The following is a 23,738-nucleotide window of genomic DNA, read 5'->3' as shown; positions in this document are numbered from 1 at the left end:
GCAAAACTCAAGGAGAGTGCATGTCTATCACGGCGAAATCCGTTTACCGTGACACGGGAAACTTTTTCCGTAATCAATTCATTACCATCTTGCTGGTATCGTTATTGTGCGCGTTTATCACAGTGGTGCTAGGGCATGCCTTTTCTCCCAGCGACGCGCAAATCGCGCAACTGAGCGAAGGGGATCAGCTAACCAGCAGTGTGGGCCTGTTCGATCTGGTACAGAATATGACGCCGGAGCAGCAGCAAATTTTGCTACGCGCTTCTGCAGCATCGACGTTTTCAGGGCTGATTGGTAATGCCATCCTTGCAGGAGGCATCATCCTGATGATTCAACTGATTTCGGCGGGTCATCGGGTTAGCGCATTACGCGCCATCGGCGCCAGCGCGCCGGTATTACCTAAATTGTTTATTCTGATTTTTCTGACTACCCTGCTGGTACAGGTCGGTATTATGCTGGTTGTCGTGCCCGGTATTCTGCTGGCTATCTTGCTGGCCCTCGCACCGGTGATGGTTGTGCAGGATAAAATGGGCGTCTTTGCCGCTATGCGCAACAGTATGCGTCTGGCGTGGTCTAATATGCGACTGGTAGCGCCGGCTGTGATCGGCTGGTTACTGGCAAAAACGCTGCTGTTGCTTTTTGCGCCAAGTTTTGCAGTGTTAACGCCGAACGTAGGCGCGGTATTGGCGAATACGCTGAGCAATATGATCTCTGCTGTGCTGCTGATCTATTTGTTCCGCCTGTATATGCTGATTCGTCAATAAACCCTGAACGCATCCCGGGCGTGTTACCCGATGCTTTTTGATTACGGACTCGAAGAATGAAGCAGTTTCTTGATTTTTTACCGCTGGTTGTCTTTTTTGCTTTTTATAAGCTTTATGACATCTACGCGGCAACCTCCGCGCTTATTGTCGCAACAGCTGTGGTGTTGATTTACAGTTGGGTTCGCTATCGCAAGGTCGAGAAGATGGCGCTAATCACCTTTGTGCTGGTTGCCGTCTTCGGTGGCCTGACGATTTTCTTTCACAACGATGAGTTCATTAAGTGGAAGGTTACGGTGATATACGGCCTGTTTGCCGGTGCGCTGCTGGTGAGCCAGTGGGTGATGAAAAAGCCACTGATTCAGCGCATGTTAGGAAAAGAACTGACGCTGCCGCAGCCGGTATGGTCGAAGCTGAATCTGGCCTGGGCCGTTTTCTTCATCCTGTGTGGACTGGCCAATATCTACATTGCGTTTTGGCTGCCGCAGAACATTTGGGTCAACTTCAAAGTGTTCGGATTAACCGCCCTGACCTTATTCTTCACATTGCTGAGCGGAGTCTATATCTACCGCCATCTGCCGCAGGAAGATAAATCGTAATACGTGTTCGCCAGATCCCCGGATCTGGCGAATTTTTATCCGCTTGCGTTCTTCGTGACAGACAAGCCAGCTTACATCCCCTCCGCGCGCCGCATCCCCTCTGTTCTCCGCCCGTAAATTCTAGTAGCATCGCGCCTGTAATCTTTCTCTACAGTCGGTTCTACAATGACAACAACGAATAACACCCCCCAGGGTGAACTGGTTTTACGCACTCTGGCCATGCCTGCCGATACCAATGCTAACGGTGATATTTTTGGCGGCTGGCTGATGTCACAGATGGATATTGGTGGCGCTATTCAGGCCAAAGAGATCGCACACGGCCGCGTGGTGACGGTGCGAGTTGAAGGTATGAGCTTTTTGCGCCCGGTTGCCGTAGGTGATGTGGTCTGTTGCTACGCTCGCTGCGTAAAACGCGGGACAACGTCAATCAGCATTAATATTGAAGTCTGGGTGAAGAAAGTCGCTTCGGAACCTATTGGCCAGCGTTACAAAGCCACTGAAGCCCTGTTTATCTACGTCGCTGTAGATAAAGACGGTAAACCCCGTCCGATACCAACACAGGCCTGATAACCGGCGTTGAACCGTTATCAGACCTGCTTGCCGGAGAAAGCCTGACGCCAACTCCGGCACGCCAGTTACTCAATCTGTGTCGTACCGTTCAGACGGAAAACGATATTCACCACCAGGCCTGAACCAGGTTTGCCAGCCTCGTAACGCCATCTGCGCATCGCATTTTTCACTTCACGCTCAAACATATTGGCAGGCTGTGCGGAAAGCACTTCAACATTCTCCACGCGACCATCGGATGTGACATCAAACTTGACTTTCACCCGGCCTTCAATGCGCAGAGCCTGCGCACGCGCCGGATACTGTGGCTGATTACGGCTTAAGGCGCGTGGCCCCGCCGGTGCGCTAACCACAGGTTTACTGGTTGCCGGCGCGGTACTTGTCGTTGCCGGACGAGCAGGTGCCGTGTTCTCAAACGGCGACGCCGGGCGCGACTCCGCCGGTTTCACATCACGTTTTGGCTGCTCTTCAACCTTTTTCACCGGTTTCGGCTTCGGTTTTGGCTTCGGCTTCGGTTTCTCAATCACCACCGGTGCCTCTTTTGGCGGTTCCGGTATAGGTTCAGGTTCCGGTTCAGGCTCAACGACAGGCTCAGGCGGTGGTTGAACTGCCTGAGGTGGCTCAAGATCGGCAGGTGCGACCATCGTGATAGAGATCGGCTGCGCGGGTGCAGGCAGTTCAATAACCTGATGTACCGAGGTATACAGCAGACCCGCCACTACAGCGCCGTGAATGCCGACGGAAAGCAACGTCGGCCAGGGAAAGCGACGAGGTAAATCAAGGGTCATTGCAGTCATAATCGTTTCAGTTATAAAACCAGGCCCCGATTTTAAATGCAAATAGCAATCATATTCAATAAGCCCATGACAGTAAGCCGCATTTAAAACGCAATTTCATGTAAAAAAACCATTATCTTAATATGGCCTTAACAAAGCTATTATCTTTACGTTGCAGTTACCAGGGCTTTCCAATAACGTAAACGCGACTTTTACCGATCAAGGAGCTCTACCCGTGCTGTATGTTATTTATGCTCAAGATATCGCAGATTCTCTCGAAAAACGTCTTTCCGTGCGCCCTGCTCACCTCGCCCGTCTGCAACTCCTCCATGATGAAGGTCGTCTACTGACGGCAGGCCCCATGCCCGCGGTCGACAGTAACGATCCGGGTGCAGCGGGATTCACCGGCTCGACGGTGATTGCGGAATTTGAATCTTTAGAGGCAGCGCAGGCGTGGGCAGATGCCGACCCGTATGTGGCTGCAGGAGTTTATGCGCAGGTTTCGGTCAAACCGTACAAAAAAGTATTTTAAGAAACAGAACGGACAGGAATTCATTGGGCACCGCCAGCGGTGCCCTTTTTGGATCAAATGCTGTAGATCGCAAACAACAACGAATTTCGTTGATGATTGAGAATGCATTTTCTGATGGAGTGGATACGCATGTTACGACGCGATTGCCCTTCAAGCCAACGTGCTTTACGGCGGCTAGCCTGACGCAGCATCCGCCAGCGTCCCACTTCCGTTCTACTACGCTTCATGTTAACTACTCTTCCAGTCACAGAGCGGGCATTATACCCCCAGACCGAATGCAGGCCAGTGGTTTTCCCTTGTTTTTATTTGCCAGATGAATCCTGATGCGTAAACTCTTAACAATACGCTTTCAAAAGGATTTTTAAATTTATGACAACCTTCTACACCGTGGTGAGTTGGCTGGTCATTCTGGGTTACTGGGTACTCATTGCTGGCGTAACGTTACGCATTCTGATGAAGCGACGCGCAGTACCCTCCGCAATGGCCTGGCTTTTGATCATCTATATACTGCCATTGGTAGGGATCATTGCTTATCTGTCCTTTGGTGAACTCCACCTGGGCAAACGCCGCGCCGAGCGTGCCAGAGCGATGTGGCCTTCAACAGCTAAATGGCTGAACGATCTCAAAGCCTGCAAACATATTTTCGCGCAAGAAAACAGCAGCGTTGCCTCATCATTATTTAAGTTATGCGAGCGTCGTCAGGGCATTGCTGGCGTTAAGGGTAATCAACTACAGCTTCTCACCAGTTCTGATGACGTGATGCAGGCGTTAATCCGCGATATTCAGCTGGCGCGTCACAACATTGAGATGGTGTTCTACATCTGGCAACCTGGCGGTATGGCCGATCAGGTCGCGGAATCATTAATGGCCGCCGCCAGACGAGGGATTCACTGTCGTTTGATGCTGGACTCCGCCGGCAGCGTGGCATTCTTCCGTAGTCCGTGGGCGGCGATGATGCGCAATGCGGGAATCGAGGTGGTCGAAGCGCTAAAGGTTAACCTGATGCGTGTATTTTTACGCCGTATGGACCTGCGCCAGCATCGTAAAATGATCATGATCGACAACTATATCGCCTACACCGGTAGCATGAATATGGTCGATCCGCGTTTCTTTAAACAGGATGCAGGTGTCGGACAATGGGTTGATCTGATGGCGAGAATGGAAGGTCCGGTGGCCACTGCCATGGGGATCGTCTACTCCTGCGACTGGGAAATTGAGACCGGTAAACGCATTTTACCGCCGCCTCCCGATGTCAACATCATGCCGTTTGAGCAGGCCAGCGGACACACCATTCACACTATTGCCTCCGGTCCAGGTTTCCCTGAAGACTTGATCCACCAGGCTTTATTGACCGCCGCATATTCTGCTCGTGAATATTTAATCATGACCACCCCCTACTTTGTCCCCAGTGACGATCTGCTGCACGCCATCTGTACAGCGGCGCAGCGCGGTGTAGATGTCAGCATCATTCTTCCACGCAAGAATGACTCAATGCTGGTTGGCTGGGCAAGCCGGGCTTTTTTCACCGAGTTACTGGCGGCAGGTGTGAAAATCTACCAGTTCGAAGGCGGGTTGTTACATACCAAGAGCGTGCTGGTCGATGGCGAACTGAGTCTTGTCGGTACCGTAAACCTGGATATGCGCAGCCTGTGGCTGAATTTTGAGATCACACTGGTGATTGACGATGCCGGATTCGGCGGTGACCTCGCCGCGGTACAGGATGATTATATTTCGCGTTCCCGTCTGCTAGATGCACGTTTGTGGGTAAAACGACCACTTTGGCAGCGTATCGCTGAGCGACTGTTTTACTTCTTTAGCCCGTTGCTGTAAAACGTGCCCATCAGACAGTAAACAGGTAGTCATTATGGATATGGATTTGAACAACCGCCTGACCGAAGACGAAACGCTTGAGCAGGCTTATGACATTTTTCTCGAACTGGCGGCGGACAATCTCGATCCGGCCGACATCCTTCTGTTCAATTTGCAGTTTGAAGAACGTGGCGGTGCAGAGTTATTTGACCCTGCGGAAGACTGGCAGGAGCACGTCGATTTTGACCTGAATCCTGACTTCTTCGCCGAAGTAGTAATTGGTCTGGCAGACTCAGAAGATGGCGAGATTAACGATATTTTTGCGCGTGTTCTGTTATGTCGCGAAAAAGATCACAAACTCTGCCACATTCTCTGGCGCGAATAATGAAAACAAAAAGCTGCTCTCGCAGCTTTTTTTATTTCTAGTCAGGCAATTTATTTCCGCAGCGATTACAAAATTGCGCGCTGTGCTCATGCTGGCTTTGTTGACACTGTGGACATTTGCGCTGATTTTGCCGATGCTGAAACGCACTGCTCATGTGTGTTGTTATCAATCCTGTCGGGATTGCAATAACCGAATAACCAATCAGGATCAGTACTGACGCAACCATGCGGCCAAGCGGTGTATGCGGGGTAATATCACCATAACCAACAGTCGTAACCGTAACGATTGCCCAATATACCGACGCATTCAGCGTGGTAAAACCATATTTCGGGCCTTCAATCAGGTACATCAGTGCACCAAATACAATCATCAGAATGGCAATAAATGAGTAAAACAGCATCAACTGATGACGGGCACTTTTAATTGCGCTCCAGAACACACGCAGCGACGGCATAAATCGCAACAGTTTGAGTATTCGCAATACACGCAGCACGCGCATCGCTCGCCAGGCGAAAACATAACTCAGACTAATTTCCGGCCATAGCCACATCACATACAGTGGCAGAATCGTCGCGAGATCGATAATTCCCCAAAAGCTAAACACATATTTTGCAGGATTGGCCCAGCAGCACAATCTGAGCAGATATTCGATGGTAAAGACCAGCGTAATAAAGACTTCCAGCCAGACAAAAATATGCCATTCATCATAGGTTAAATGGTATTGCGTCCCAACCCCAGACTCAATGAAGATAACAACCACGCTCAGCAACGCGAACAGGGCACACATGCCTTCAAAACGGCGCCCCGAGCGTGTATCTAAATCAAATAATGTACGGTAGAGAGTACGGCGAACAGAAGAGACTAAGCCTGACACATTTACCTCACCAAAAAGAAGGGCTGACAGTGTGTCAGCCCTCTCGATTATAGCGGGTCTACTTTTAAGCAGGAAACCGCGTGTCGAAAACTCCCTTCAAGTACAGGACGCGTTTTCGCGCATTCTGGTCCGGCGATCGGACAACGCGTGCGGAACACACACCCCGAAGGCGGATTTATCGGGGATGGTAACTCACCTTCCAGCAGTTGGATAACCTTGTTCCTCTCCATATCAGGATCGGGAATTGGCACCGCTGACATTAGCGCTTTGGTATAGGGATGCAGTGGATTATGGTACACCTCGTCATAGGTCCCTAACTCCACCGCATGTCCGAGATACATCACCAGCACGCGATCGGAAATATGCTTAACCACTGCCAGGTCATGGGCAATGAAGATTAATGATAAACCCATCTCACGCTGTAATTGCTGCAACAGGTTAACAACCTGCGCCTGAATCGACACATCCAGCGCGGATACGGGCTCATCACAAATTATCAGCTTCGGCTCAAGGATCAACGCGCGAGCAATGCCAATACGCTGGCACTGCCCACCGGAAAACTCGTGCGGGTAGCGGTTAATCAGGTTAGGCAGTAACCCCACTTTCATCATCATCGCCTTTACGCGGTCACGGACCTCCTGCCCAGGCAGATTCGGGTGATAAGTCCGCAGCGGTTCAGCGATAATTTCACCGATGGTCATACGCGGGTTTAACGATGCCAGCGGATCCTGGAAAATCATCTGGATGTCACTGCGCACCGCCCGCCACTCATCGGGTTTCATGCCAAGCAAATCTTTACCGAGCCAGGCGACTTTACCATCAGTCGCTTTTACCAGACCGATAATCGCACGCGCGAACGTCGATTTCCCGCAACCGGATTCCCCCACCACACCTAATGTTTCGCCCTCATACAGACGTAGGGTCACGCCATCAACGGCTTTCAGCGTTTTCGACGGTTGCCAGAACCACTGTTTACCATCTTTGATGTCGAAATGGACTTTCAGATCGGCAATTTCGAGGAGTACTTTTCGTTGTTCGGTTACCGCATTCATACCAGTTCCTCCACCGGTTTAAAGCAGGCGCGCAGACGGCCCGGACTAAACTCTTCCAGTGGCGGGGCACTGTTACAGATTTCCATGGCATGCGGGCAACGGGGCTGGAACGGGCAGCCTTTCGGTAAACGCAACAGGTTCGGCGGATTACCCGGGATAGTCAGCATTTCTTCCCCTTCAGCATCCAGACGCGGGACGGCATTAAGCAGGCCAATCGAATACGGATGAACCGGCTTATAAAAGACATCGCGCGCACTACCATATTCCATCGTGCGTCCGGCATACATTACCAGCACCTTGTCGCAAATACCGGCAACAACACCGAGGTCGTGGGTAATCATGATAATTGCGGTATTGAATTCACTTTTCAGCTCATTCAGCAGCGTCATGATTTGCGCCTGAACCGTGACATCCAGCGCAGTAGTAGGTTCATCGGCAATCAGTAACTTTGGCCTGCACAGTAACGCCATGGCGATCATCACACGTTGACGCATACCGCCGGAGAATTCATGCGGGTACATTTTCATACGCTTACGCGCTTCCGGCATTTTTACCGCATCCAGCATTCTGACTGACTCCTCAAAGGCTTCTGCTTTGCTCATACCTTTGTGTAGCATCAGAACTTCCATTAACTGTTCGCCGACCCGCATATACGGATTCAGAGAGGTCATAGGGTCCTGGAAGATCATCGAGATTTGCTCGGCGCGCAGTTTGTTCAGTTCGCGTTCCGGTAAATTCAGGATTTCACGTCCGTTAAACGTCGCGGAGCCGCCGATACGACCATTGGCCGCCAGCAATCCCATCAGGGCAAACGCCGTTTGCGATTTCCCCGAGCCAGACTCACCAACAATACCCAGTGTTTCCCCGGCGCGTAGTGAAAAGTTTAAATCGTTTACTGCAGTGACATCCCCATCAGGGGTGGCAAACGTCACTCGCAGATCGGTAACGTTCAGCAGTGCGTTAGCCTGTTGTTGCGCGAGCGGCGCGGTTGAGGTCTCAATTACGCTCATGGCGGCACTCCTTAACGGTCTTTCGGGTCGAGGGCATCACGCAGGCCATCGCCAATAAAGTTAAAACAGAATAGCGTCACCACCAGGAACCCTGCCGGAAACAGCAGTAACCATGGCGATACTTCCATCGAGTTGGCACCATCACTGAGCAGTGCGCCCCAGCTACTTAGCGGCTCTTGTGTACCCAGTCCCAGGAAGCTCAGGAACGATTCAAACAGGATCATGCTCGGAACCAACAACGAGGCGTAGACCACCACTACACCCAGTACGTTTGGCACAATGTGGCGCACAACAATACGCACGGTAGACACTCCACCGACCTGGGCTGCTTCAATAAACTCTTTGCGCTTCAGGCTCAGCGTCTGGCCACGAACGATACGCGCCATATCAAGCCAGGACACCATCCCAATCGCCACAAAGATCAGCAGAATGTTTTGCCCAAAGAAGGTGACCAACAGAATAACGAAGAACATGAACGGGAAGGAGTTAAGGATTTCCAGCAGACGCATCATCACGGAGTCGATTTTGCCGCCCAGGTATCCCGACAGTGAACCGTACAGTGTGCCCACAATCACCGCCACCAGCGCAGCCGCAATCCCCACCATCAACGAGATCCGTCCACCAATCGCCACCCGCACCAGCAGGTCACGACCGGATGAGTCAGTGCCAAAATAGTGCCCGGACTCCGTATCAGGCGCACTGGACATCATGCCCCAGTCAGTATCGAAGTAGGTAAACTGCGATAACATGGGTGCTAACGTCACAAACAGCGCAATAACCACCAGTACCATGAGGCTGGCGACTGCCGCACGGTTATGCATAAAGCGTCGACGAGCGTCCTGCCACAGGCTGCGACCTTCGACCTCCAGCTTCTCACTGAAATTCTCCAGCGCTTCGCTGTTTTTCTTACTTAACATCATAGCGAGCTCCAGTATCAGTAACGGATTTTCGGGTCGATTACGGCATACAGCACATCGACAATCGCGTTAAACACGATGGTCAGCGTGCCGACCAGAATAGTCAGGCTCAGTACCAGCGAGTAATCGCGGTTTAATGCACCATTCACGAACAACTGCCCTATGCCAGGTAAACCATAGATAGTTTCAATAACCATCGAACCGGTAATAATGCCGACAAACGCGGGTCCCATATAGGACAACACCGGCAACAGCGCAGGTTTTAACGCATGGCGGAAAATGATCCGTCGCATCGGCAACCCTTTAGCGCGCGCGGTCCGAATAAAGTTAGAGTGCAGCACTTCAATCATTGAGCCGCGGGTAATACGCGCAATACTGGCAATATAGGCCAGGGATAGCGCCACCATGGGCAGGATCATAAATTTCAGCGCCCCACCGTTCCAGCCGCCACCGGGTAGCCATTTCAGTGTGATTGCAAATATCATGACTAATAAGGGAGCAACGACAAAGCTGGGGATCACCACCCCGGTCATCGCCACCCCCATGACCGTGTAATCCCAACGCGTGTTTTGCTTCAACGCGGCGATTACGCCAGCACTGACGCCAATCACAACTGCCAGAATAAAAGCCGCAGCACCCAGCTTCGCAGAAACCGGAAAGCTGGACGCAACCAGATCATTAACGGTGTAGTCTTTATATTTAAAGGATGGCCCAAAATCACCGTGCGCCAGCTGTTTCAGATAGCTAAAGTACTGCGTTGAGATTGGATCATTGAGATGGTATTTCGCTTCAATATTCGCCAGAACTTCTGGCGGTAACGCTCGCTCTCCGGTGAAAGGACTCCCCGGCGCGAGACGCATCATAAAGAATGAAATCGTAATAAGAATAAATAGCGTCGGAATCGCTTCCAGACAGCGGCGTAATATAAATTTCAACATTGCCCGTACCTTCTGGCGTGTGCCTTTACACCTCTTTCATCCAGACGTGCTGACGAAGAGGTGTTAATAGTTCAATGAAAAAGACACTGTGGGGCAAAAATGATTGCCCCACGTCTTGCCATTAATGCTTGATAATATACAAGTCTTTAACGTGGATATTATCCATCGGGTCTTTACCGGAGTATCCGCCTACCCAAGGTTTCACCAGGCGGGCGTTAACATAGTAGAACACCGGTACAATTGCAGAGTCTTTATCCAGCAGCTGTTCTGCCTGCGAATACAGTTCGCTGCGCTGAGCGTCATTAGTTGCTTTCAGGGTATCAGCAATCAACTTGTCAAATGCAGGGCTCTTATAGTGGACGGTGTTGTTGGAGCTGTCAGACAGCACCATATTCAGGAAAGAAGTCGGTTCGTTATAATCCGCACACCAGCCTGCACGTGAAACATCATAGTTGCCCTGATGACGTGTATCGAGGAACGTCTTCCACTCCTGATTTTCCAGCTTCACATTCGCACCCAGATTTTTCTTCCAGATAGATGCCGCAGCGATAGCCAGCTTCTTGTGCAGATCGGAGGTGTTATACAGCAGATCAAAGGTCAACGGTTTATCCGCGGTAAAACCTGCTTCGGCCAGCAGTTTTTTCGCTTCTTCGTTACGTTTTTCCTGTGACCACTTGAACCACTCTGGCTCAACCAGTTTAGCGCCATCAGTATATGGCGGGGTAAAGCTATAGGCAGGCAGATCGCCCTGGTTTTTCACTTTGTTGACGATAATGTCACGATCCAGCGCCAGCTTCAGGGCGGTACGAACACGAACATCGTTGAACGGTGCTTTTTGGTTGTTAATTTCGTAATAATAGGTGCACAGATAAGGATCAACGTGAACTTCGTTCGGGATCTCTTTTTTCAGTTTCTGGAATAACTCAATCGGCATGTTGTTATAGGTCATGTCGATTTCACCGCTGCGATAACGGTTCACGTCAGTCACTTCAGAAGAAATTGGCAGGTATGTGACCTGGTTAATAATGGTTTTCGCGTTGTCCCAGTAGTTGGTATTACGCTCAAGTACAATACGCTCGTTGACAACCCAGTCTTTCAGTTTATAAGAGCCGTTAGAAACGATGTTAGCGGGCTGGGTCCATTTTTCACCGAATTTTTCCACCACAGCTTTAGGCACAGGGGAAAGAGAGGAGTGCACAAGTAGTTTGTAGAAATAAGGAACAGGTTCGCTCAGAGTGACTTCAAAGGTATGGTCGTCAATCGCTTTTACACCGAGATCGGTAACAGGTTTTTTACCCGCGATGATGTCGTCAATATTAACTATGTGGCCGTACTGCAAATAGCTGGCGTACGGTGAAGCGGTATTCGGATTCGCCAGGCGTTGCCAGCTATAAACGAAATCTTGTGCGGTAACGGGCGTTCCATCAGACCATTTAGCGTCTTTACGCAAATGGAATGTCCAGACTTTAAAATCTTTATTTTCCCATTTATCAGCCACGCCCGGCGATGGTTTGCCATCAACGTCACTGATTAATAAACCTTCAAATAAATCACGGCTAATGTTGGATTCCGGTACACCTTCGATTTTATGCGGATCGAGTGACTGAACTTCCGAACCATTATTACGTACCAGAGTCTGCTTCTCAGCCAACTGTACGCCTGCTGGTACCACTGCTGCTGTAGCAACATTTCCAGCGATTAGCGCAGTTAGGATCCCCGCAGCTACTAAACTTTTTTTAGTGATGTTAGTCATTGTGTTTGTACTCCCTCATTATTATGGCTGGTTTTATAACCAGACTGTTAATCCTGTCAGGATCCCTGTACGGCACCGGAGATTTTCTACCGTCAGGTGTTTTTTTGTTTACTGCTCGCTATCACCGACTTTATTTATTCTGGCGATTCGTTTGATCACCTTGCGTCGATTATCTACGTGCCTCCCCTGCCGGAAGCCCGCTATTATCCTGTTGAGAGAAACTAACTGAAAATGATTCTCATCAACGTGAAATCTTCTGCTAAATACCTGGCCGGAAAGTATCAAATGCGTTTCTTCACCGCCAATACATTTTACAGATTTGTTAACCAATTCTCTTTTATCGAAAAAAAACTGCACAGCAAAAGATTAAAAAAAGCAATTTTTTAACAATAAAATCAACATTTTCAATCGTTTGCGTAAGACACCTGGTTCACCGCCCTGTCCGGCATCGAACAGACGTCAAAATGCACATAAATTTAACAAATGGTTATTAATTAGCACATTCATCTAAATTAGATGCAGAAATAACTAATAACATTTCAATAATCCTTCAGCAAGCCCCAGTGTATGATGTTAATAAAATAACAATGCTGTCCTGGTTCATCTGTTCTGCTGAAAAGATAATTGTGTTTAAAATCAATACATAAAAATGCAGCTGGCTATCATCATCTTTTATTATTGCTATGCCGCTTTTCAACTTTCGTGAGAAGTTTTACTGACAATGGAGGGAAACGGAGCCTGAAAGCAGCTCCGTTTATATTGAATGGGTGTATTCAGGCAAGTAAACCCGGGAAAATGGACTTGATACCGGTCACAATGAACTCAATGCCCAACGCCATGAGTAACAGCCCCATAATACGCGTGATGACGTTGATGCCGGTTTGTCCCAACAGGCGAACCAGCCATGGCGCCATTCGAAACAATCCCCAACAGCACAGAGCAAACAGCGCAATTGCCACGAAAAAACCGAACAGATTAATGGCACTATGATAACGCGTGCCCCAGACGATCGTTGAGCTTATTGCCCCTGGCCCCGCCATTAACGGCAGCGCTAACGGGACAACGCCAATGCTCTCGCGTATTGCCGTCTCCGACTTTTCCTGCTTGTTTTGCTTATCTTCCCCAAGTTTTCCGCTGATCATCGACATCGCGATAGTCACGACCAGGATACCACCGGCAATCCTGAACGAATCAATTGAGATACCAAACAATTGCAGAATTCCATCCCCCAGAAACAGAGAGGTCCACAGAATGATAGCAACCGACAGGTTTGCCGTAAGATTGGTTTTATTGCGTGCGGCAGCGGTCTGGTAGCTGGTCATGCTGATAAAGACAGGGATAATCCCTACCGGGTTGACCAATGCAAATAACCCAATGAAAAATTTAAAATAGACAGGAAAATCGAATAGCGTTTGGATCACGGTTAGCTCCGAAGCGTTAGCCGGATAAAATGAGTCATAAAAATTGATGAAATCCGCGCTGAAGATACGCCTTTTGTCAGCATACTTCACCTGCTATCTGCGTATATCTGCGTAAATACGCTACCATTACTCGGTGTTATTAATATGTATTAAATATGCTAATGTTAACCTCATTCATCACATCATTTTTTTAACACTTACCGGGAAACGCTAAAAGGGCCTGCTGAAAGGTGTCAGCTTTGCGGAAATTTGATCCAGATCACGCAATTACTACTCAGAAGTGAGTAATCTTGCTTACGCCACCTGGAGGTAACGCGTTAGAGTTAAATGACGCTAACGCATAAGCTCTTTTAGTAAATCAAAGTAAAGTGGACGTTAATTAACCGTTTGATTTTCAAAACGTTATACAATTTTTCGTCGGTCTGTCTATACTCTCGTATCGAGCAGATGATTTACTAAAAAAGTTTAACATTATCAGGAGAGCATTATGGCTGTTACTAATGTCGCTGAACTTAACGCACTTGTAGAGCGCGTAAAAAAAGCCCAGCGTGAATATGCCAGTTTCACTCAAGAACAGGTTGACAAAATCTTCCGCGCCGCCGCTCTGGCAGCCGCAGACGCTCGAATCCCTCTCGCGAAAATGGCCGTTGCCGAATCCGGCATGGGCATCGTCGAAGACAAAGTGATCAAAAACCACTTTGCTTCCGAATACATTTACAACGCTTATAAAGATGAAAAGACCTGTGGTGTTCTGTCTGAAGACGACACGTTCGGTACTATCACCATCGCTGAACCGATTGGTATCATCTGCGGTATCGTTCCGACCACTAACCCGACATCTACTGCTATCTTCAAATCGCTGATCAGCCTGAAGACGCGTAACGCAATCATCTTCTCTCCACATCCGCGTGCTAAAGATGCCACTAACAAAGCGGCTGACATCGTTCTGCAGGCTGCTATCGCTGCTGGTGCACCGAAAGATCTGATCGGCTGGATCGATCAACCTTCCGTTGAACTGTCTAATGCTCTGATGCACCACCCGGACATCAACCTGATCCTTGCGACCGGCGGTCCAGGCATGGTTAAAGCAGCATATAGCTCCGGTAAACCAGCAATCGGTGTAGGTGCAGGTAACACCCCTGTTGTTATTGACGAAACTGCGGATATTAAGCGCGCGGTCGCTTCTGTTCTGATGTCTAAAACCTTCGATAACGGCGTAATCTGTGCTTCTGAACAGTCCGTTGTTGTTGTTGACTCTGTATACGATGCCGTTCGTGAACGTTTCGCTAGCCACGGCGGCTACATGCTGCAGGGCAAAGAGCTGAAAGCTGTTCAGGACGTTATCCTGAAAAATGGCGCACTGAACGCCGCTATCGTTGGTCAGCCGGCATATAAAATTGCTGAACTGGCAGGCTTCTCGGTTCCGGAAACAACTAAGATCCTGATCGGTGAAGTGAAAGTTGTTGATGAAAGCGAGCCGTTTGCTCACGAAAAACTGTCTCCGACGCTGGCGATGTACCGTGCGAAAGATTTCGAAGATGCGGTAGACAAAGCAGAGAAACTGGTTGCGATGGGTGGTATCGGCCACACTTCTTGCCTGTACACTGACCAGGACAACCAACCAGAACGCGTTGCTTACTTCGGTCAGATGATGAAAACCGCGCGTATCCTGATTAACACCCCGGCTTCGCAGGGTGGTATCGGCGACCTGTACAACTTTAAACTCGCACCTTCCCTGACTCTGGGTTGTGGTTCCTGGGGTGGTAACTCCATCTCTGAAAACGTTGGTCCTAAGCACCTGATCAACAAGAAAACCGTTGCTAAGCGAGCTGAAAACATGTTGTGGCACAAACTTCCGAAATCTATCTACTTCCGTCGTGGCTCACTGCCAATCGCGCTGGATGAAGTGATTACCGATGGTCACAAACGTGCTCTGATCGTGACCGACCGCTTCCTGTTCAACAACGGTTATGCAGACCAGATCACCTCCGTTCTGAAAGCAGCCGGCGTTGAAACCGAAGTGTTCTTTGAAGTTGAAGCTGACCCGACTCTTAGCGTTGTTCGTAAAGGTGCTGAGCTGGCTAACTCCTTCAAACCTGACGTTATCATCGCACTGGGCGGTGGTTCCCCGATGGACGCCGCGAAAATCATGTGGGTGATGTACGAGCATCCGGAAACCCATTTCGAAGAACTGGCACTGCGCTTTATGGACATCCGTAAACGTATCTATAAGTTCCCGAAAATGGGCGTGAAAGCGAAAATGATCGCCGTCACCACCACTTCCGGTACCGGTTCTGAAGTAACGCCGTTTGCGGTTGTTACCGACGATGCAACGGGTCAGAAATATCCACTGGCTGACTACGCGCTGACCCCAGATATGGCAATTGTCGATGCCAACCTGGTGATGGATATGCCGAAATCACTGTGTGCATTCGGTGGTCTGGACGCTGTGACTCACGCCCTGGAAGCTTACGTTTCCGTACTGGCTTCTGAATTCTCTGACGGTCAGGCTCTGCAAGCGCTGAAACTGCTGAAAGAAAACCTGCCTGCGTCCTACCATGAAGGTTCTAAGAACCCGGTAGCGCGTGAGCGTGTTCACAGTGCAGCAACCATCGCGGGTATCGCGTTTGCTAACGCCTTCCTGGGTGTATGTCACTCAATGGCGCACAAGCTGGGTTCTCAGTTCCACATTCCTCACGGTCTGGCGAACGCCCTGCTGATCAGCAACGTCATTCGTTATAACGCGAACGACAACCCGACTAAACAGACTGCATTCAGCCAGTACGATCGTCCGCAGGCTCGTCGTCGCTACGCCGAAATCGCAGACCATCTGGGTTTAAGCGCACCGGGCGACCGTACTGCGGCTAAAATCCAGAAACTGCTGGCATGGCTGGAAGAAATCAAAGCTGAACTGGGTATTCCTAAATCTATCCGTGAAGCTGGCGTTCAGGAAGCTGACTTCCTGGCACACGTCGACAAACTGTCCGAAGATGCGTTTGACGACCAGTGCACCGGTGCTAACCCGCGTTACCCGCTGATTTCTGAACTGAAACAGATCCTGCTGGATACATACTACGGTCGTGAGTATAGCGAAGGTGAAACTGCTGCTAAATCTGAGCCTGCAGCAGCGCCTAAAGCTGAGAAAAAAGCGAAAAAATCCGCTTAATGCACTCACATAAGTTTTAGTATCTTCATAAACGGCCCTTTGGGGCCGTTTTTTTTTGCCGTACTCAGCCAAAATCAGGCCCGGCAGACGCCACCATCGAGGTGAAAAGGCGTAAGAGAAAGAGGCGCAAAGAAGAGATGTGTGAGCCAGAAGGCAATACCGCAGGGTGACGCTTCTGGCTAAAGCAGAGGCCTACCCTGCGATTTTAACTCAGCAGGAGAGCAAGAGGGTTAATCGTGGCTGTGACGTTCCTGGATGGCCGTCAGAGAGCCTTCAGACTGTGCTTCCTTATAATGCTTGCGGCACACCGATACATAGCGTTCATTTCCTCCTATAACGACCTGCTCACCTTCGTTATAAGGTCTTCCAGCCTGATCAAGACGTAATACCATGCTGGCCTTACGGCCACAGAAGCAAATGGTCTTTAATTCAACCAACTTATCAGACCAGGCAAGCAGATATTCGCTGCCACCAAATAATTCACCACGGAAATCAGTGCGTAAGCCATAACACAAAACTGGAATATCCAGCTGATCAACAACCTCTGATAATTCATAAACCTGCTGTCGCGTCAGAAACTGAGACTCATCGACCAGCACACAGTGAATTCGTTGTTGCGCGTTCTCCTCACGAATCTCCTCGAACAAAGATGAATTTTGGTTAAACAATTTTGCAGGTGACGACAGGCCTATACGTGAACTTACTTTTCCCGCGCCAAAACGGTCATCAATTTCCGCTGTATATACAACGGCACGCATCCCACGTTCCTGATAATTGTATGAAGATTGCAGCAATGCCGTCGACTTGCCTGCATTCATTGCAGAATAGTAAAAATAAAGCTGTGCCATTGTGTGTCGGCCCTCACCGGGGAGAATAAATATGGGCAGGATTGTATCATATTTCACAAACATGTCGGTGCAGCGCGACATTCGGAATGTATAAAAGAACGTGCGAACACCGCCCTGTTTCGTCTAAATACCCCGCAACACAGAAGTGCCCTTGGGTACTTTCTGAAGTGTGCAATAGAGTGAAAGTACACTGCCAAAGCACAAACAGCCTGAAGTATGATGTGTATATACACATTCTTTCACAAATTGTGCTCCTGAAATTCATCAACGTCACTTATCATCACCGTGCAATAAAGAAACCCTGCCCTTATTGTTATTACATCTAACGATAGCCACCTTGTAATAGAGGATTCCCGTAAGCAAAACTAATACAAAAGGTTGAAATCACTGCAAAGAGATACTATTTGTACACCATGAAATGTGACCTGAATCTTGAATTTTTACTCTCTGCTGCCGGGAAGCCCGCATACCAATAAGCCTTTTTTATGCCCGACAGCATCATAAAATTAAGACAGAACAATTAATACAGACACTAAATAAAGAGCAATTTTGAATTCCTTACATTCCTGGCTATTGCACAACTGAATTTATCGCTCTATTATTAGCTCAACAAACCACCCCCAATATAAGTTTGAGATTACTACAATGAGCGAAGCACTTAAAATTCTGAACAACATCCGTACTCTTCGTGCGCAGGCGAGAGAATGTACTCTGGAAACGCTTGAAGAAATGCTGGAAAAATTAGAAGTTGTAGTTAGCGAGCGTCGCGAAGAAGAAAGCGCTGCCGCTGCTGAAGTTGAAGAGCGTACTCGTAAACTGCAACAATATCGTGAAATGCTGATTGCTGATGGTATTGATCCGAACGAACTGCTGAATAGTATGGCTGCAGTTAAGTCCGGTACCAAAGCTAAACGCGCAGCGCGTCCGGCTAAATATAGCTACGTTGACGAAAACGGTGAAACTAAAACCTGGACTGGCCAGGGTCGTACACCGGCTGTGATCAAAAAAGCGATGGAAGAACAAGGTAAACAACTGGACGATTTCCTGATCAAGGAATAATTCAGAAACAGTTTGCTTAAAATCCCGCCACTGGCGGGATTTTTTTTACCTGTACTTCGCACATCACCCTACCCAAATTAGGTATAAAAAAACGGCGCTGGATTAGCAGCACCGTTCTGTCCTTATAATACCGCGAGGTTACTTCTTAATACCCATCTCATCTTCAAGCCATGCTTTAAATTCAGCGCCAAGCGTATTATGGCGAATACCATATTCAACAAACGCCTGCATATAGCCCAGCTTATTACCACAGTCATGGCTTTTACCCTTCATGTGATAGGCTTCTACCGTTTCTTTTTCGATCAGCATATCGATAGCGTCGGTCAGCTGAATTTCATCACCGGCTCCCGGAGGTGTTTTTGCCAGCAGAGGCCAGATATCCGCACTGAGAACATAGCGCCCCACAACGGCCAGATTAGATGGCGCAACGTCTGCCTTTGGTTTTTCTACTACGCCAACCATCGGTACGCTTTCACCAGGTGTTAATTCAACCCCCTTGCAATCAACAACACCATAAGCCGTTACGTCTGCTACAGGCTCCACCATAATCTGGCTACTGCCTGTTTCATCAAAACGGTGGATCATTTCAGCAAGGTTGTCACGGGATAAATCAGATTCGTATTCGTCAAGAATAACGTCCGGCAGGATGACCGCAACGGGTTCATCGCCCACAACCGGATGGGCACACAATACCGCATGCCCCAGACCTTTTGCCAGCCCCTGACGCACCTGCATAATAGTGACATGCGGAGGGCAAATAGATTGCACTTCTTCCAGAAGCTGACGTTTTACACGTTTTTCCAGCATCGCTTCAAGTTCAAAGCTGGTATCAAAGTGGTTTTCAATTGAATTTTTAGACGAGTGAGTCACGAGTACAATTTCAGTGATGCCCGCAGCAATACATTCGTTTACGACGTACTGAATTAATGGCTTATCAACCAACGGTAGCATCTCTTTCGGGATTGCCTTCGTAGCCGGTAACATCCTGGTTCCTAATCCCGCAACCGGGATAACGGCCTTTTTGACTTTTGAATTAAGGGCAGCCATTTAAAACTCTCCTGGACTGTTCATGTATTGAACGTGTTCATCAATCTGTTTCGCATCTGAGTATATCAGTACCGCAGTAAGCTTCAGGTCTGAAAAGGACGCGCGTCGGTATAATTAAGATAAATACGAATAAATCTGGCGCTGATAGTAGCACTCACAGCGTAAGGGAGGTAAATCAATTTCATTCACTCCCCTCTCGGTTGTTCATTCCGCAGACAACATCAGGCGCAGGCGACCGCCGGCCCCCCAGATTTGGCACTGCCAGGATTCACAGCGATGACTTAGCTGATTCAAATACGTATTACCTAACGTGCCCAGCGGAACACCATTACTGATTTGTACGTGATGTGAACCGGTATTTAATGTCGCATTCAGCCCAGCCGATACCAGAATCAGATTTTTTAATTCGCTGTGGTAATACCCCACCAGCAATGGAAACTGCCCAGGTAAATTAGCCTGACGCAGTAAATGATTCACCTGTTTCAATAGCGCACCGAGCTCAGGCAAACGTTGATTCTGATGGGTGAGTTGTTCTTGCAGCAAACCATTAAACAGCGCACGCAGTAATAATGCAGCCAGAACACCATTATCCCCTGCTCGAGTAACATCCAGACAATAGAAGGCGAGATCGTGGTCCGACAATGGGGCAATATCCAGTACCAGTCCAGGTTGATCAGCAGCGACCAACTGGCGGTAGTTAACCCGACAATGTGAGATGACCTGCGACACTGGGGGCTGCAATTCTTGCAACAGTTTTGCAGCCGCTGCGGGATCGCCCACCATCGCATCCCAGTCACGAAACAGGCGTTCTTCCTCTTCCACACGAGAATTAAACATATTGGGATAAAGACACGCAAAAACGGTTTCTCGCAGGCGGTTAAGGTCCTTCACGGGCTTTAAAAGAACATCATCCACACCGAGTCGTAATGCTTTGGCAATATCGGCCATATTTTCCGTTGCGGAGATCACCAGAACAGGCGTCTGATCGCCACGATTACGCAGATACTCGACCAGTTTAAGGCCGTTCATTCTCGGCATAGCGAGATCGCAAATCATCAGGTCGGGGGTGAAGCGTCCCAGTAACTCCAGCGCATCAAGCCCGTCTCCCGCTACTGCTGTTGTCGCTCCCAAAGAGGAAAACCATGAATCCAGAAGCGAGCGAAATACTGGCTCATCTTCAACGATAAGAATCTGTTTTCCGACCAATGGCTGCGTCATATTCTCCCCCCTGACTGGCTTTAGTAAATAGTGGCATGCTATTGCAACTCACGCCTGTCAGAATTTGCTTAAGTGTTGATAAAAAATGCGTTAAACGTTGGTTTTTACCAGGGGCAGAAGCTCATCCATTTTCTTCTCGACCGCTAACTGCCCGGCAGCAATTGCAGCACCGGCGCGATGGAAATCCAGCGTGGATATTTGCGGACAAAACGGCTGAATCAGAATATCAGGTGGGTCTCCAGCCATACGGTTGCGCTTGAGACGGTTTTCCAGAACCTGAATCGAGGTCGTCATGATCTCCATCGCCGTAGGTGCCGTGACTACACGCCGGGCCGTAATGTTGCTCAGGCGCTCTTTCAGGCGGGCATGCCATGACAGTTCATCATCATCGTTCGATTCGTTTTCACTATTGACGTTGAAGGAGAGCAGGTCCTGTTGCATCAGGTGCGCATCATGTTGCAGGTCGACCGCAATAACAATATCGGCCCCCAACGCACGCGTCAGAGAGACAGGTACAGGGTTCACCACCGCACCATCAACCAGCCAATAACCATTATGCGCCACAGGTGACATTAGGCCAGGGATGCTGCAGGAGGCCCGAACGGCAAGGTGCAAATCACCTTCAGTAAACCAGAGTTCACGGCCCGTACTTAGATTGGTTGCGACAGTGGCAAAACGGCGTGAGCATTGCTCGATCGATTCTACCGGCATGACACTACGATACTGGTTGAATACCCGTTCGCCGCGCAATAATCCCCCCCTGCGCCACGAGAGGTCCATCAGGCGTAAAACATCCCAGTAACTGAAGGAGCAAACCCACTGTTCAAGAGCAGGGAGTTTGTTACATGCGTAGGCGGCGCCGACCAGTGAACCAATGGAACACCCTGCCACAATATCAATATCAATGCCCATGTGTTTCAGGGCTTTGATCACACCAATATGCGACCAGCCGCGTGCTGCGCCGGAACCTAGCGCCAGCCCAATTTTTATTTTTCTCATTATACCTACAGACTTCCCCTGGCTTACAGACGTAGCAACATCGCCACGGCTCAGTTAACATAGTGCCACCCTGGCGTTTTTACGCCGTTTTTTTATTCCAGAGAGTACTTTGTGTCTCAGCTTTGTCCCTGTGGTAGCGCTGTCGAGTATAGCCTATGTTGCTACCGTTATGTGTCCGGTGCACAAGCAGCACCTACGCCGTCACATCTCATGCGTTCTCGTTACTGTGCTTTTGTGATGAAAGACGCAGATTATCTCATCAAAACCTGGCATCCAGATTGCCATGCCGCCGATTTCCGGGATGACATTATTGCAGGATTTTCCCATACCGAATGGCTGGGACTGACCGTTTTTGAACAGCAGACGGCAGAAACCGACAATATCGGCTATGTCAGTTTTGTCGCCCGGTTTTCTGAACAGGGAAAAACAGGCGCAATTATCGAACGCTCTCGTTTTTTAAAAGAAAACGGTCGGTGGTACTATATCGATGGTACACGCCCGCAAATTGGACGAAACGATACCTGCCCTTGTGGCTCCGGTAAAAAATTTAAAAAGTGCTGCGGCTAATCAACGCCCGACAGTATCAATTATGCAAACATTCTCAACAGGATCTCCGCTGCAAATGCATTCATTACAACGAAAAGTGCTGCGCACTATTTGCCCGGACCAAAAAGGTCTGATCGCGCGCATTACTAACATCTGTTACAAGCACGAACTGAACATCGTGCAGAATAATGAGTTTGTGGATCACCGTACCGGGCGCTTTTTCATGCGTACCGAACTGGAAGGCATTTTTAACGATGTCACGCTGCTGACCGATCTGGACAGCGCGCTACCAGAAGGTTCCATTCGTGAACTTACGCCAGCAGGACGCCGTCGCATTGTCATTTTAGTCACCAAAGAAGCCCACTGTCTGGGCGATCTACTAATGAAGGCCAATTATGGCGGGCTGGATGTTGAAATCGCTGCGGTGATCGGCAACCACGACACGTTACGCTCCCTGGTTGAGCGTTTTGATATTCCTTTTGAGCTGGTCAGCCACGAAGGATTAACGCGTGACGAGCATGACCAAAAAATGGCAGACGCTATCGACGCCCATCAACCGGATTATGTCGTGCTGGCAAAATATATGCGTGTTCTGACGCCAACATTTGTTTCTCGCTTCCCAAATAAGATTATCAATATTCACCACTCATTCCTGCCCGCCTTTATTGGCGCGCGCCCGTACCATCAGGCGTATGAACGCGGCGTGAAGATCATCGGCGCGACAGCCCACTATGTGAATGACAATCTCGACGAAGGTCCGATCATCATGCAGGACGTGATTCATGTGGACCATACCTATACCGCAGAGGATATGATGCGTGCCGGTCGTGACGTTGAGAAAAACGTGTTAAGCCGGGCGCTGTATCAGGTTCTGGCCCAGCGTGTCTTTGTTTACGGTAATCGAACGATTATTCTGTAATCACTAATAATATGAATTGATTAGCTTTGCTGCGTTACGGCTGAAAAGTACGCAATCGGTTCATGTTAAGCAAAGGAATGCTTTACAGCGGCGCGTCATTTGATATGATGCGCCCCGCTTCCTGAGGAAGCAGGCCAGTAAAAGCATTACCCCGTGGTGGGGTTCCCGAGCGGCCAAAGGGAGCAGACTGTAAATCTGCCGTCATCGACTTCGAAGGTTCGAATCCTTCCCCCACCACCATTATTCACTACAGCGATGTAGTTATCCCGGTGAGCAATGCAGAAGTTTGCACTTGTCGGGGAAGGGTGAGAACCTTCGATTAAGGTTCGACTCGAGCGAAAGCGAGAGAACGTTGCCAACGGCAACGGCCCGAAGGGTGAGGAGCGAAGCGACGAATACTCCTTCCCCCACCACCATCTCCAAGCTTTATCTCTACAATGTGAATTACCCCTGGTGGGGTTCCCGAGCGGCCAAAGGGAGCAGACTGTAAATCTGCCGTCATCGACTTCGAAGGTTCGAATCCTTCCCCCACCACCATCACT

The 23,738-nt window shown here is 49.2% G+C and carries 23 protein-coding genes, 2 tRNA genes and 1 other RNA gene; 13 read left to right on the top strand and 13 right to left on the bottom strand.

Features of this window, described 5'->3' with window-relative positions; translation table 11 throughout:
* The first annotated feature begins 20 nt into the window (after nucleotides 1-20).
* From ACLJXE_RS11270 to yciA, 3 genes are all read left to right on the top strand, one after another.
* Entirely contained in the window at nucleotides 21-764 is a 744-nt protein-coding gene (locus ACLJXE_RS11270; RefSeq protein WP_040233207.1) for a YciC family protein, read from the top strand.
* A 56-nt stretch (nucleotides 765-820) separates the two neighbouring features.
* Entirely contained in the window at nucleotides 821-1,360 is a 540-nt protein-coding gene (locus ACLJXE_RS11265) for a septation protein A (RefSeq protein ID WP_003020667.1), read from the top strand.
* A 165-nt stretch (nucleotides 1,361-1,525) separates the two neighbouring features.
* Nucleotides 1,526-1,927, top strand: a complete 402-nt coding sequence (gene yciA, locus ACLJXE_RS11260; protein WP_286630957.1) for an acyl-CoA thioester hydrolase YciA — start codon at nucleotides 1,526-1,528, stop codon at nucleotides 1,925-1,927.
* A gap of 68 nt (nucleotides 1,928-1,995) precedes the next feature.
* Here yciA and tonB read toward each other — a convergent pair whose 3' ends face one another.
* Nucleotides 1,996-2,715 (bottom strand): TonB system transport protein TonB, encoded by a 720-nt coding sequence (gene tonB, locus ACLJXE_RS11255; RefSeq protein WP_410751032.1) that lies wholly within the window; start codon nucleotides 2,713-2,715, stop codon nucleotides 1,996-1,998.
* Between the two features lie 223 nt (nucleotides 2,716-2,938).
* On the opposite strand from tonB, the gene ACLJXE_RS11250 reads away from it, so the two are divergent.
* Nucleotides 2,939-3,235 (top strand): YciI family protein, encoded by a 297-nt coding sequence (locus tag ACLJXE_RS11250; protein WP_048211485.1) that lies wholly within the window; start codon nucleotides 2,939-2,941, stop codon nucleotides 3,233-3,235.
* A 53-nt stretch (nucleotides 3,236-3,288) separates the two neighbouring features.
* Here ACLJXE_RS11250 and ACLJXE_RS11245 read toward each other — a convergent pair whose 3' ends face one another.
* Complete coding sequence (locus tag ACLJXE_RS11245; RefSeq protein WP_005126414.1) at nucleotides 3,289-3,462, bottom strand: YciY family protein; 174 nt, start codon at nucleotides 3,460-3,462, stop codon at nucleotides 3,289-3,291.
* A 142-nt stretch (nucleotides 3,463-3,604) separates the two neighbouring features.
* On the opposite strand from ACLJXE_RS11245, the gene cls reads away from it, so the two are divergent.
* Both cls and ACLJXE_RS11235 read left to right on the top strand, forming a co-directional pair.
* Nucleotides 3,605-5,065, top strand: coding sequence for a cardiolipin synthase (gene cls / locus ACLJXE_RS11240; RefSeq protein WP_048211484.1), 1,461 nt, complete (start codon nucleotides 3,605-3,607; stop codon nucleotides 5,063-5,065).
* Between the two features lie 34 nt (nucleotides 5,066-5,099).
* Nucleotides 5,100-5,429, top strand: a complete 330-nt coding sequence (locus ACLJXE_RS11235; protein WP_213132587.1) for an HI1450 family dsDNA-mimic protein — start codon at nucleotides 5,100-5,102, stop codon at nucleotides 5,427-5,429.
* 37 nt (nucleotides 5,430-5,466) lie between these two features.
* On the opposite strand, the gene ACLJXE_RS11230 is transcribed toward ACLJXE_RS11235, so the two are convergent.
* From ACLJXE_RS11230 to ychE, 7 genes are all read right to left on the bottom strand, one after another.
* Nucleotides 5,467-6,303, bottom strand: a complete 837-nt coding sequence (locus tag ACLJXE_RS11230; protein WP_410750882.1) for an ion transporter — start codon at nucleotides 6,301-6,303, stop codon at nucleotides 5,467-5,469.
* Between the two features lie 47 nt (nucleotides 6,304-6,350).
* Nucleotides 6,351-7,355, bottom strand: coding sequence for a murein tripeptide/oligopeptide ABC transporter ATP-binding protein OppF (oppF, locus tag ACLJXE_RS11225; RefSeq protein ID WP_048211482.1), 1,005 nt, complete (start codon nucleotides 7,353-7,355; stop codon nucleotides 6,351-6,353).
* Nucleotides 7,352-8,365, bottom strand: coding sequence for a murein tripeptide/oligopeptide ABC transporter ATP-binding protein OppD (gene oppD / locus ACLJXE_RS11220; protein ID WP_005126407.1), 1,014 nt, complete (start codon nucleotides 8,363-8,365; stop codon nucleotides 7,352-7,354). Before oppD ends, oppF begins: the two co-directional genes overlap by 4 nt.
* 11 nt (nucleotides 8,366-8,376) lie before the next feature.
* Nucleotides 8,377-9,285 (bottom strand): oligopeptide ABC transporter permease OppC, encoded by a 909-nt coding sequence (gene oppC / locus ACLJXE_RS11215; RefSeq protein WP_286630955.1) that lies wholly within the window; start codon nucleotides 9,283-9,285, stop codon nucleotides 8,377-8,379.
* Between the two features lie 14 nt (nucleotides 9,286-9,299).
* Nucleotides 9,300-10,220: an oligopeptide ABC transporter permease OppB gene (gene oppB, locus ACLJXE_RS11210; RefSeq protein WP_286630954.1), complete on the bottom strand. Its 921-nt coding sequence runs from the start codon at nucleotides 10,218-10,220 to the stop codon at nucleotides 9,300-9,302.
* A 121-nt stretch (nucleotides 10,221-10,341) separates the two neighbouring features.
* On the bottom strand, nucleotides 10,342-11,973 hold the full coding sequence (oppA, locus tag ACLJXE_RS11205; protein ID WP_286630953.1) for an oligopeptide ABC transporter substrate-binding protein OppA: 1,632 nt from the start codon (nucleotides 11,971-11,973) through the stop codon (nucleotides 10,342-10,344).
* A gap of 773 nt (nucleotides 11,974-12,746) precedes the next feature.
* Nucleotides 12,747-13,394: an NAAT family transporter YchE gene (ychE, locus tag ACLJXE_RS11200; protein ID WP_003020714.1), complete on the bottom strand. Its 648-nt coding sequence runs from the start codon at nucleotides 13,392-13,394 to the stop codon at nucleotides 12,747-12,749.
* 487 nt (nucleotides 13,395-13,881) lie between these two features.
* Here ychE and adhE point away from each other — a divergent pair, with 487 nt between their 5' ends.
* Nucleotides 13,882-16,560: a bifunctional acetaldehyde-CoA/alcohol dehydrogenase gene (adhE, locus tag ACLJXE_RS11195; protein ID WP_286630952.1), complete on the top strand. Its 2,679-nt coding sequence runs from the start codon at nucleotides 13,882-13,884 to the stop codon at nucleotides 16,558-16,560.
* 230 nt (nucleotides 16,561-16,790) lie between these two features.
* Here adhE and tdk read toward each other — a convergent pair whose 3' ends face one another.
* Nucleotides 16,791-17,408 (bottom strand): thymidine kinase, encoded by a 618-nt coding sequence (gene tdk / locus ACLJXE_RS11190; protein ID WP_410750881.1) that lies wholly within the window; start codon nucleotides 17,406-17,408, stop codon nucleotides 16,791-16,793.
* A 645-nt stretch (nucleotides 17,409-18,053) separates the two neighbouring features.
* On the opposite strand from tdk, the gene hns reads away from it, so the two are divergent.
* Nucleotides 18,054-18,467 carry a histone-like nucleoid-structuring protein H-NS gene (gene hns / locus ACLJXE_RS11185; protein WP_003020723.1) on the top strand — a complete coding sequence of 138 codons (414 nt, stop codon included), beginning with the start codon at nucleotides 18,054-18,056 and terminating at the stop codon, nucleotides 18,465-18,467.
* Between the two features lie 138 nt (nucleotides 18,468-18,605).
* On the opposite strand, the gene galU is transcribed toward hns, so the two are convergent.
* From galU to rssA, 3 genes are all read right to left on the bottom strand, one after another.
* Entirely contained in the window at nucleotides 18,606-19,514 is a 909-nt protein-coding gene (gene galU, locus ACLJXE_RS11180) for a UTP--glucose-1-phosphate uridylyltransferase GalU (protein WP_045443617.1), read from the bottom strand.
* 204 nt (nucleotides 19,515-19,718) lie between these two features.
* Nucleotides 19,719-20,732: a two-component system response regulator RssB gene (gene rssB, locus ACLJXE_RS11175; protein WP_410750880.1), complete on the bottom strand. Its 1,014-nt coding sequence runs from the start codon at nucleotides 20,730-20,732 to the stop codon at nucleotides 19,719-19,721.
* A gap of 90 nt (nucleotides 20,733-20,822) precedes the next feature.
* Nucleotides 20,823-21,731 (bottom strand): patatin-like phospholipase RssA, encoded by a 909-nt coding sequence (gene rssA / locus ACLJXE_RS11170; protein ID WP_410750879.1) that lies wholly within the window; start codon nucleotides 21,729-21,731, stop codon nucleotides 20,823-20,825.
* Between the two features lie 111 nt (nucleotides 21,732-21,842).
* On the opposite strand from rssA, the gene ACLJXE_RS11165 reads away from it, so the two are divergent.
* The 5 genes from ACLJXE_RS11165 (at nucleotide 21,843) to ACLJXE_RS11145 (ending at nucleotide 23,733) form a co-directional block, all read left to right on the top strand.
* A complete protein-coding gene (locus ACLJXE_RS11165) occupies nucleotides 21,843-22,298 on the top strand; it encodes a YchJ family protein (RefSeq protein ID WP_410750878.1) in 456 nt (151 codons plus the stop codon).
* A 55-nt stretch (nucleotides 22,299-22,353) separates the two neighbouring features.
* Complete coding sequence (gene purU, locus ACLJXE_RS11160) at nucleotides 22,354-23,196, top strand: formyltetrahydrofolate deformylase (RefSeq protein WP_005126391.1); 843 nt, start codon at nucleotides 22,354-22,356, stop codon at nucleotides 23,194-23,196.
* Nucleotides 23,197-23,351: 155 nt separating this feature from the next.
* Nucleotides 23,352-23,436 (top strand) — tRNA-Tyr (locus ACLJXE_RS11155).
* A gap of 44 nt (nucleotides 23,437-23,480) precedes the next feature.
* Nucleotides 23,481-23,612, top strand: a non-coding RNA gene (locus tag ACLJXE_RS11150) — RtT sRNA.
* A gap of 36 nt (nucleotides 23,613-23,648) precedes the next feature.
* Nucleotides 23,649-23,733, top strand: a tRNA-Tyr gene (locus tag ACLJXE_RS11145).
* The last annotated feature ends 5 nt before the right edge of the window (nucleotides 23,734-23,738 follow it).

Source organism: Citrobacter sp. U14242 (assembly GCF_046555775.1).
In the GTDB taxonomy this organism is placed as follows: Bacteria; Pseudomonadota; Gammaproteobacteria; order Enterobacterales; family Enterobacteriaceae; genus Citrobacter.
Note: the sequence above shows the minus strand (reverse complement) of the source record. Positions and strands in the feature narration are given on the sequence as shown.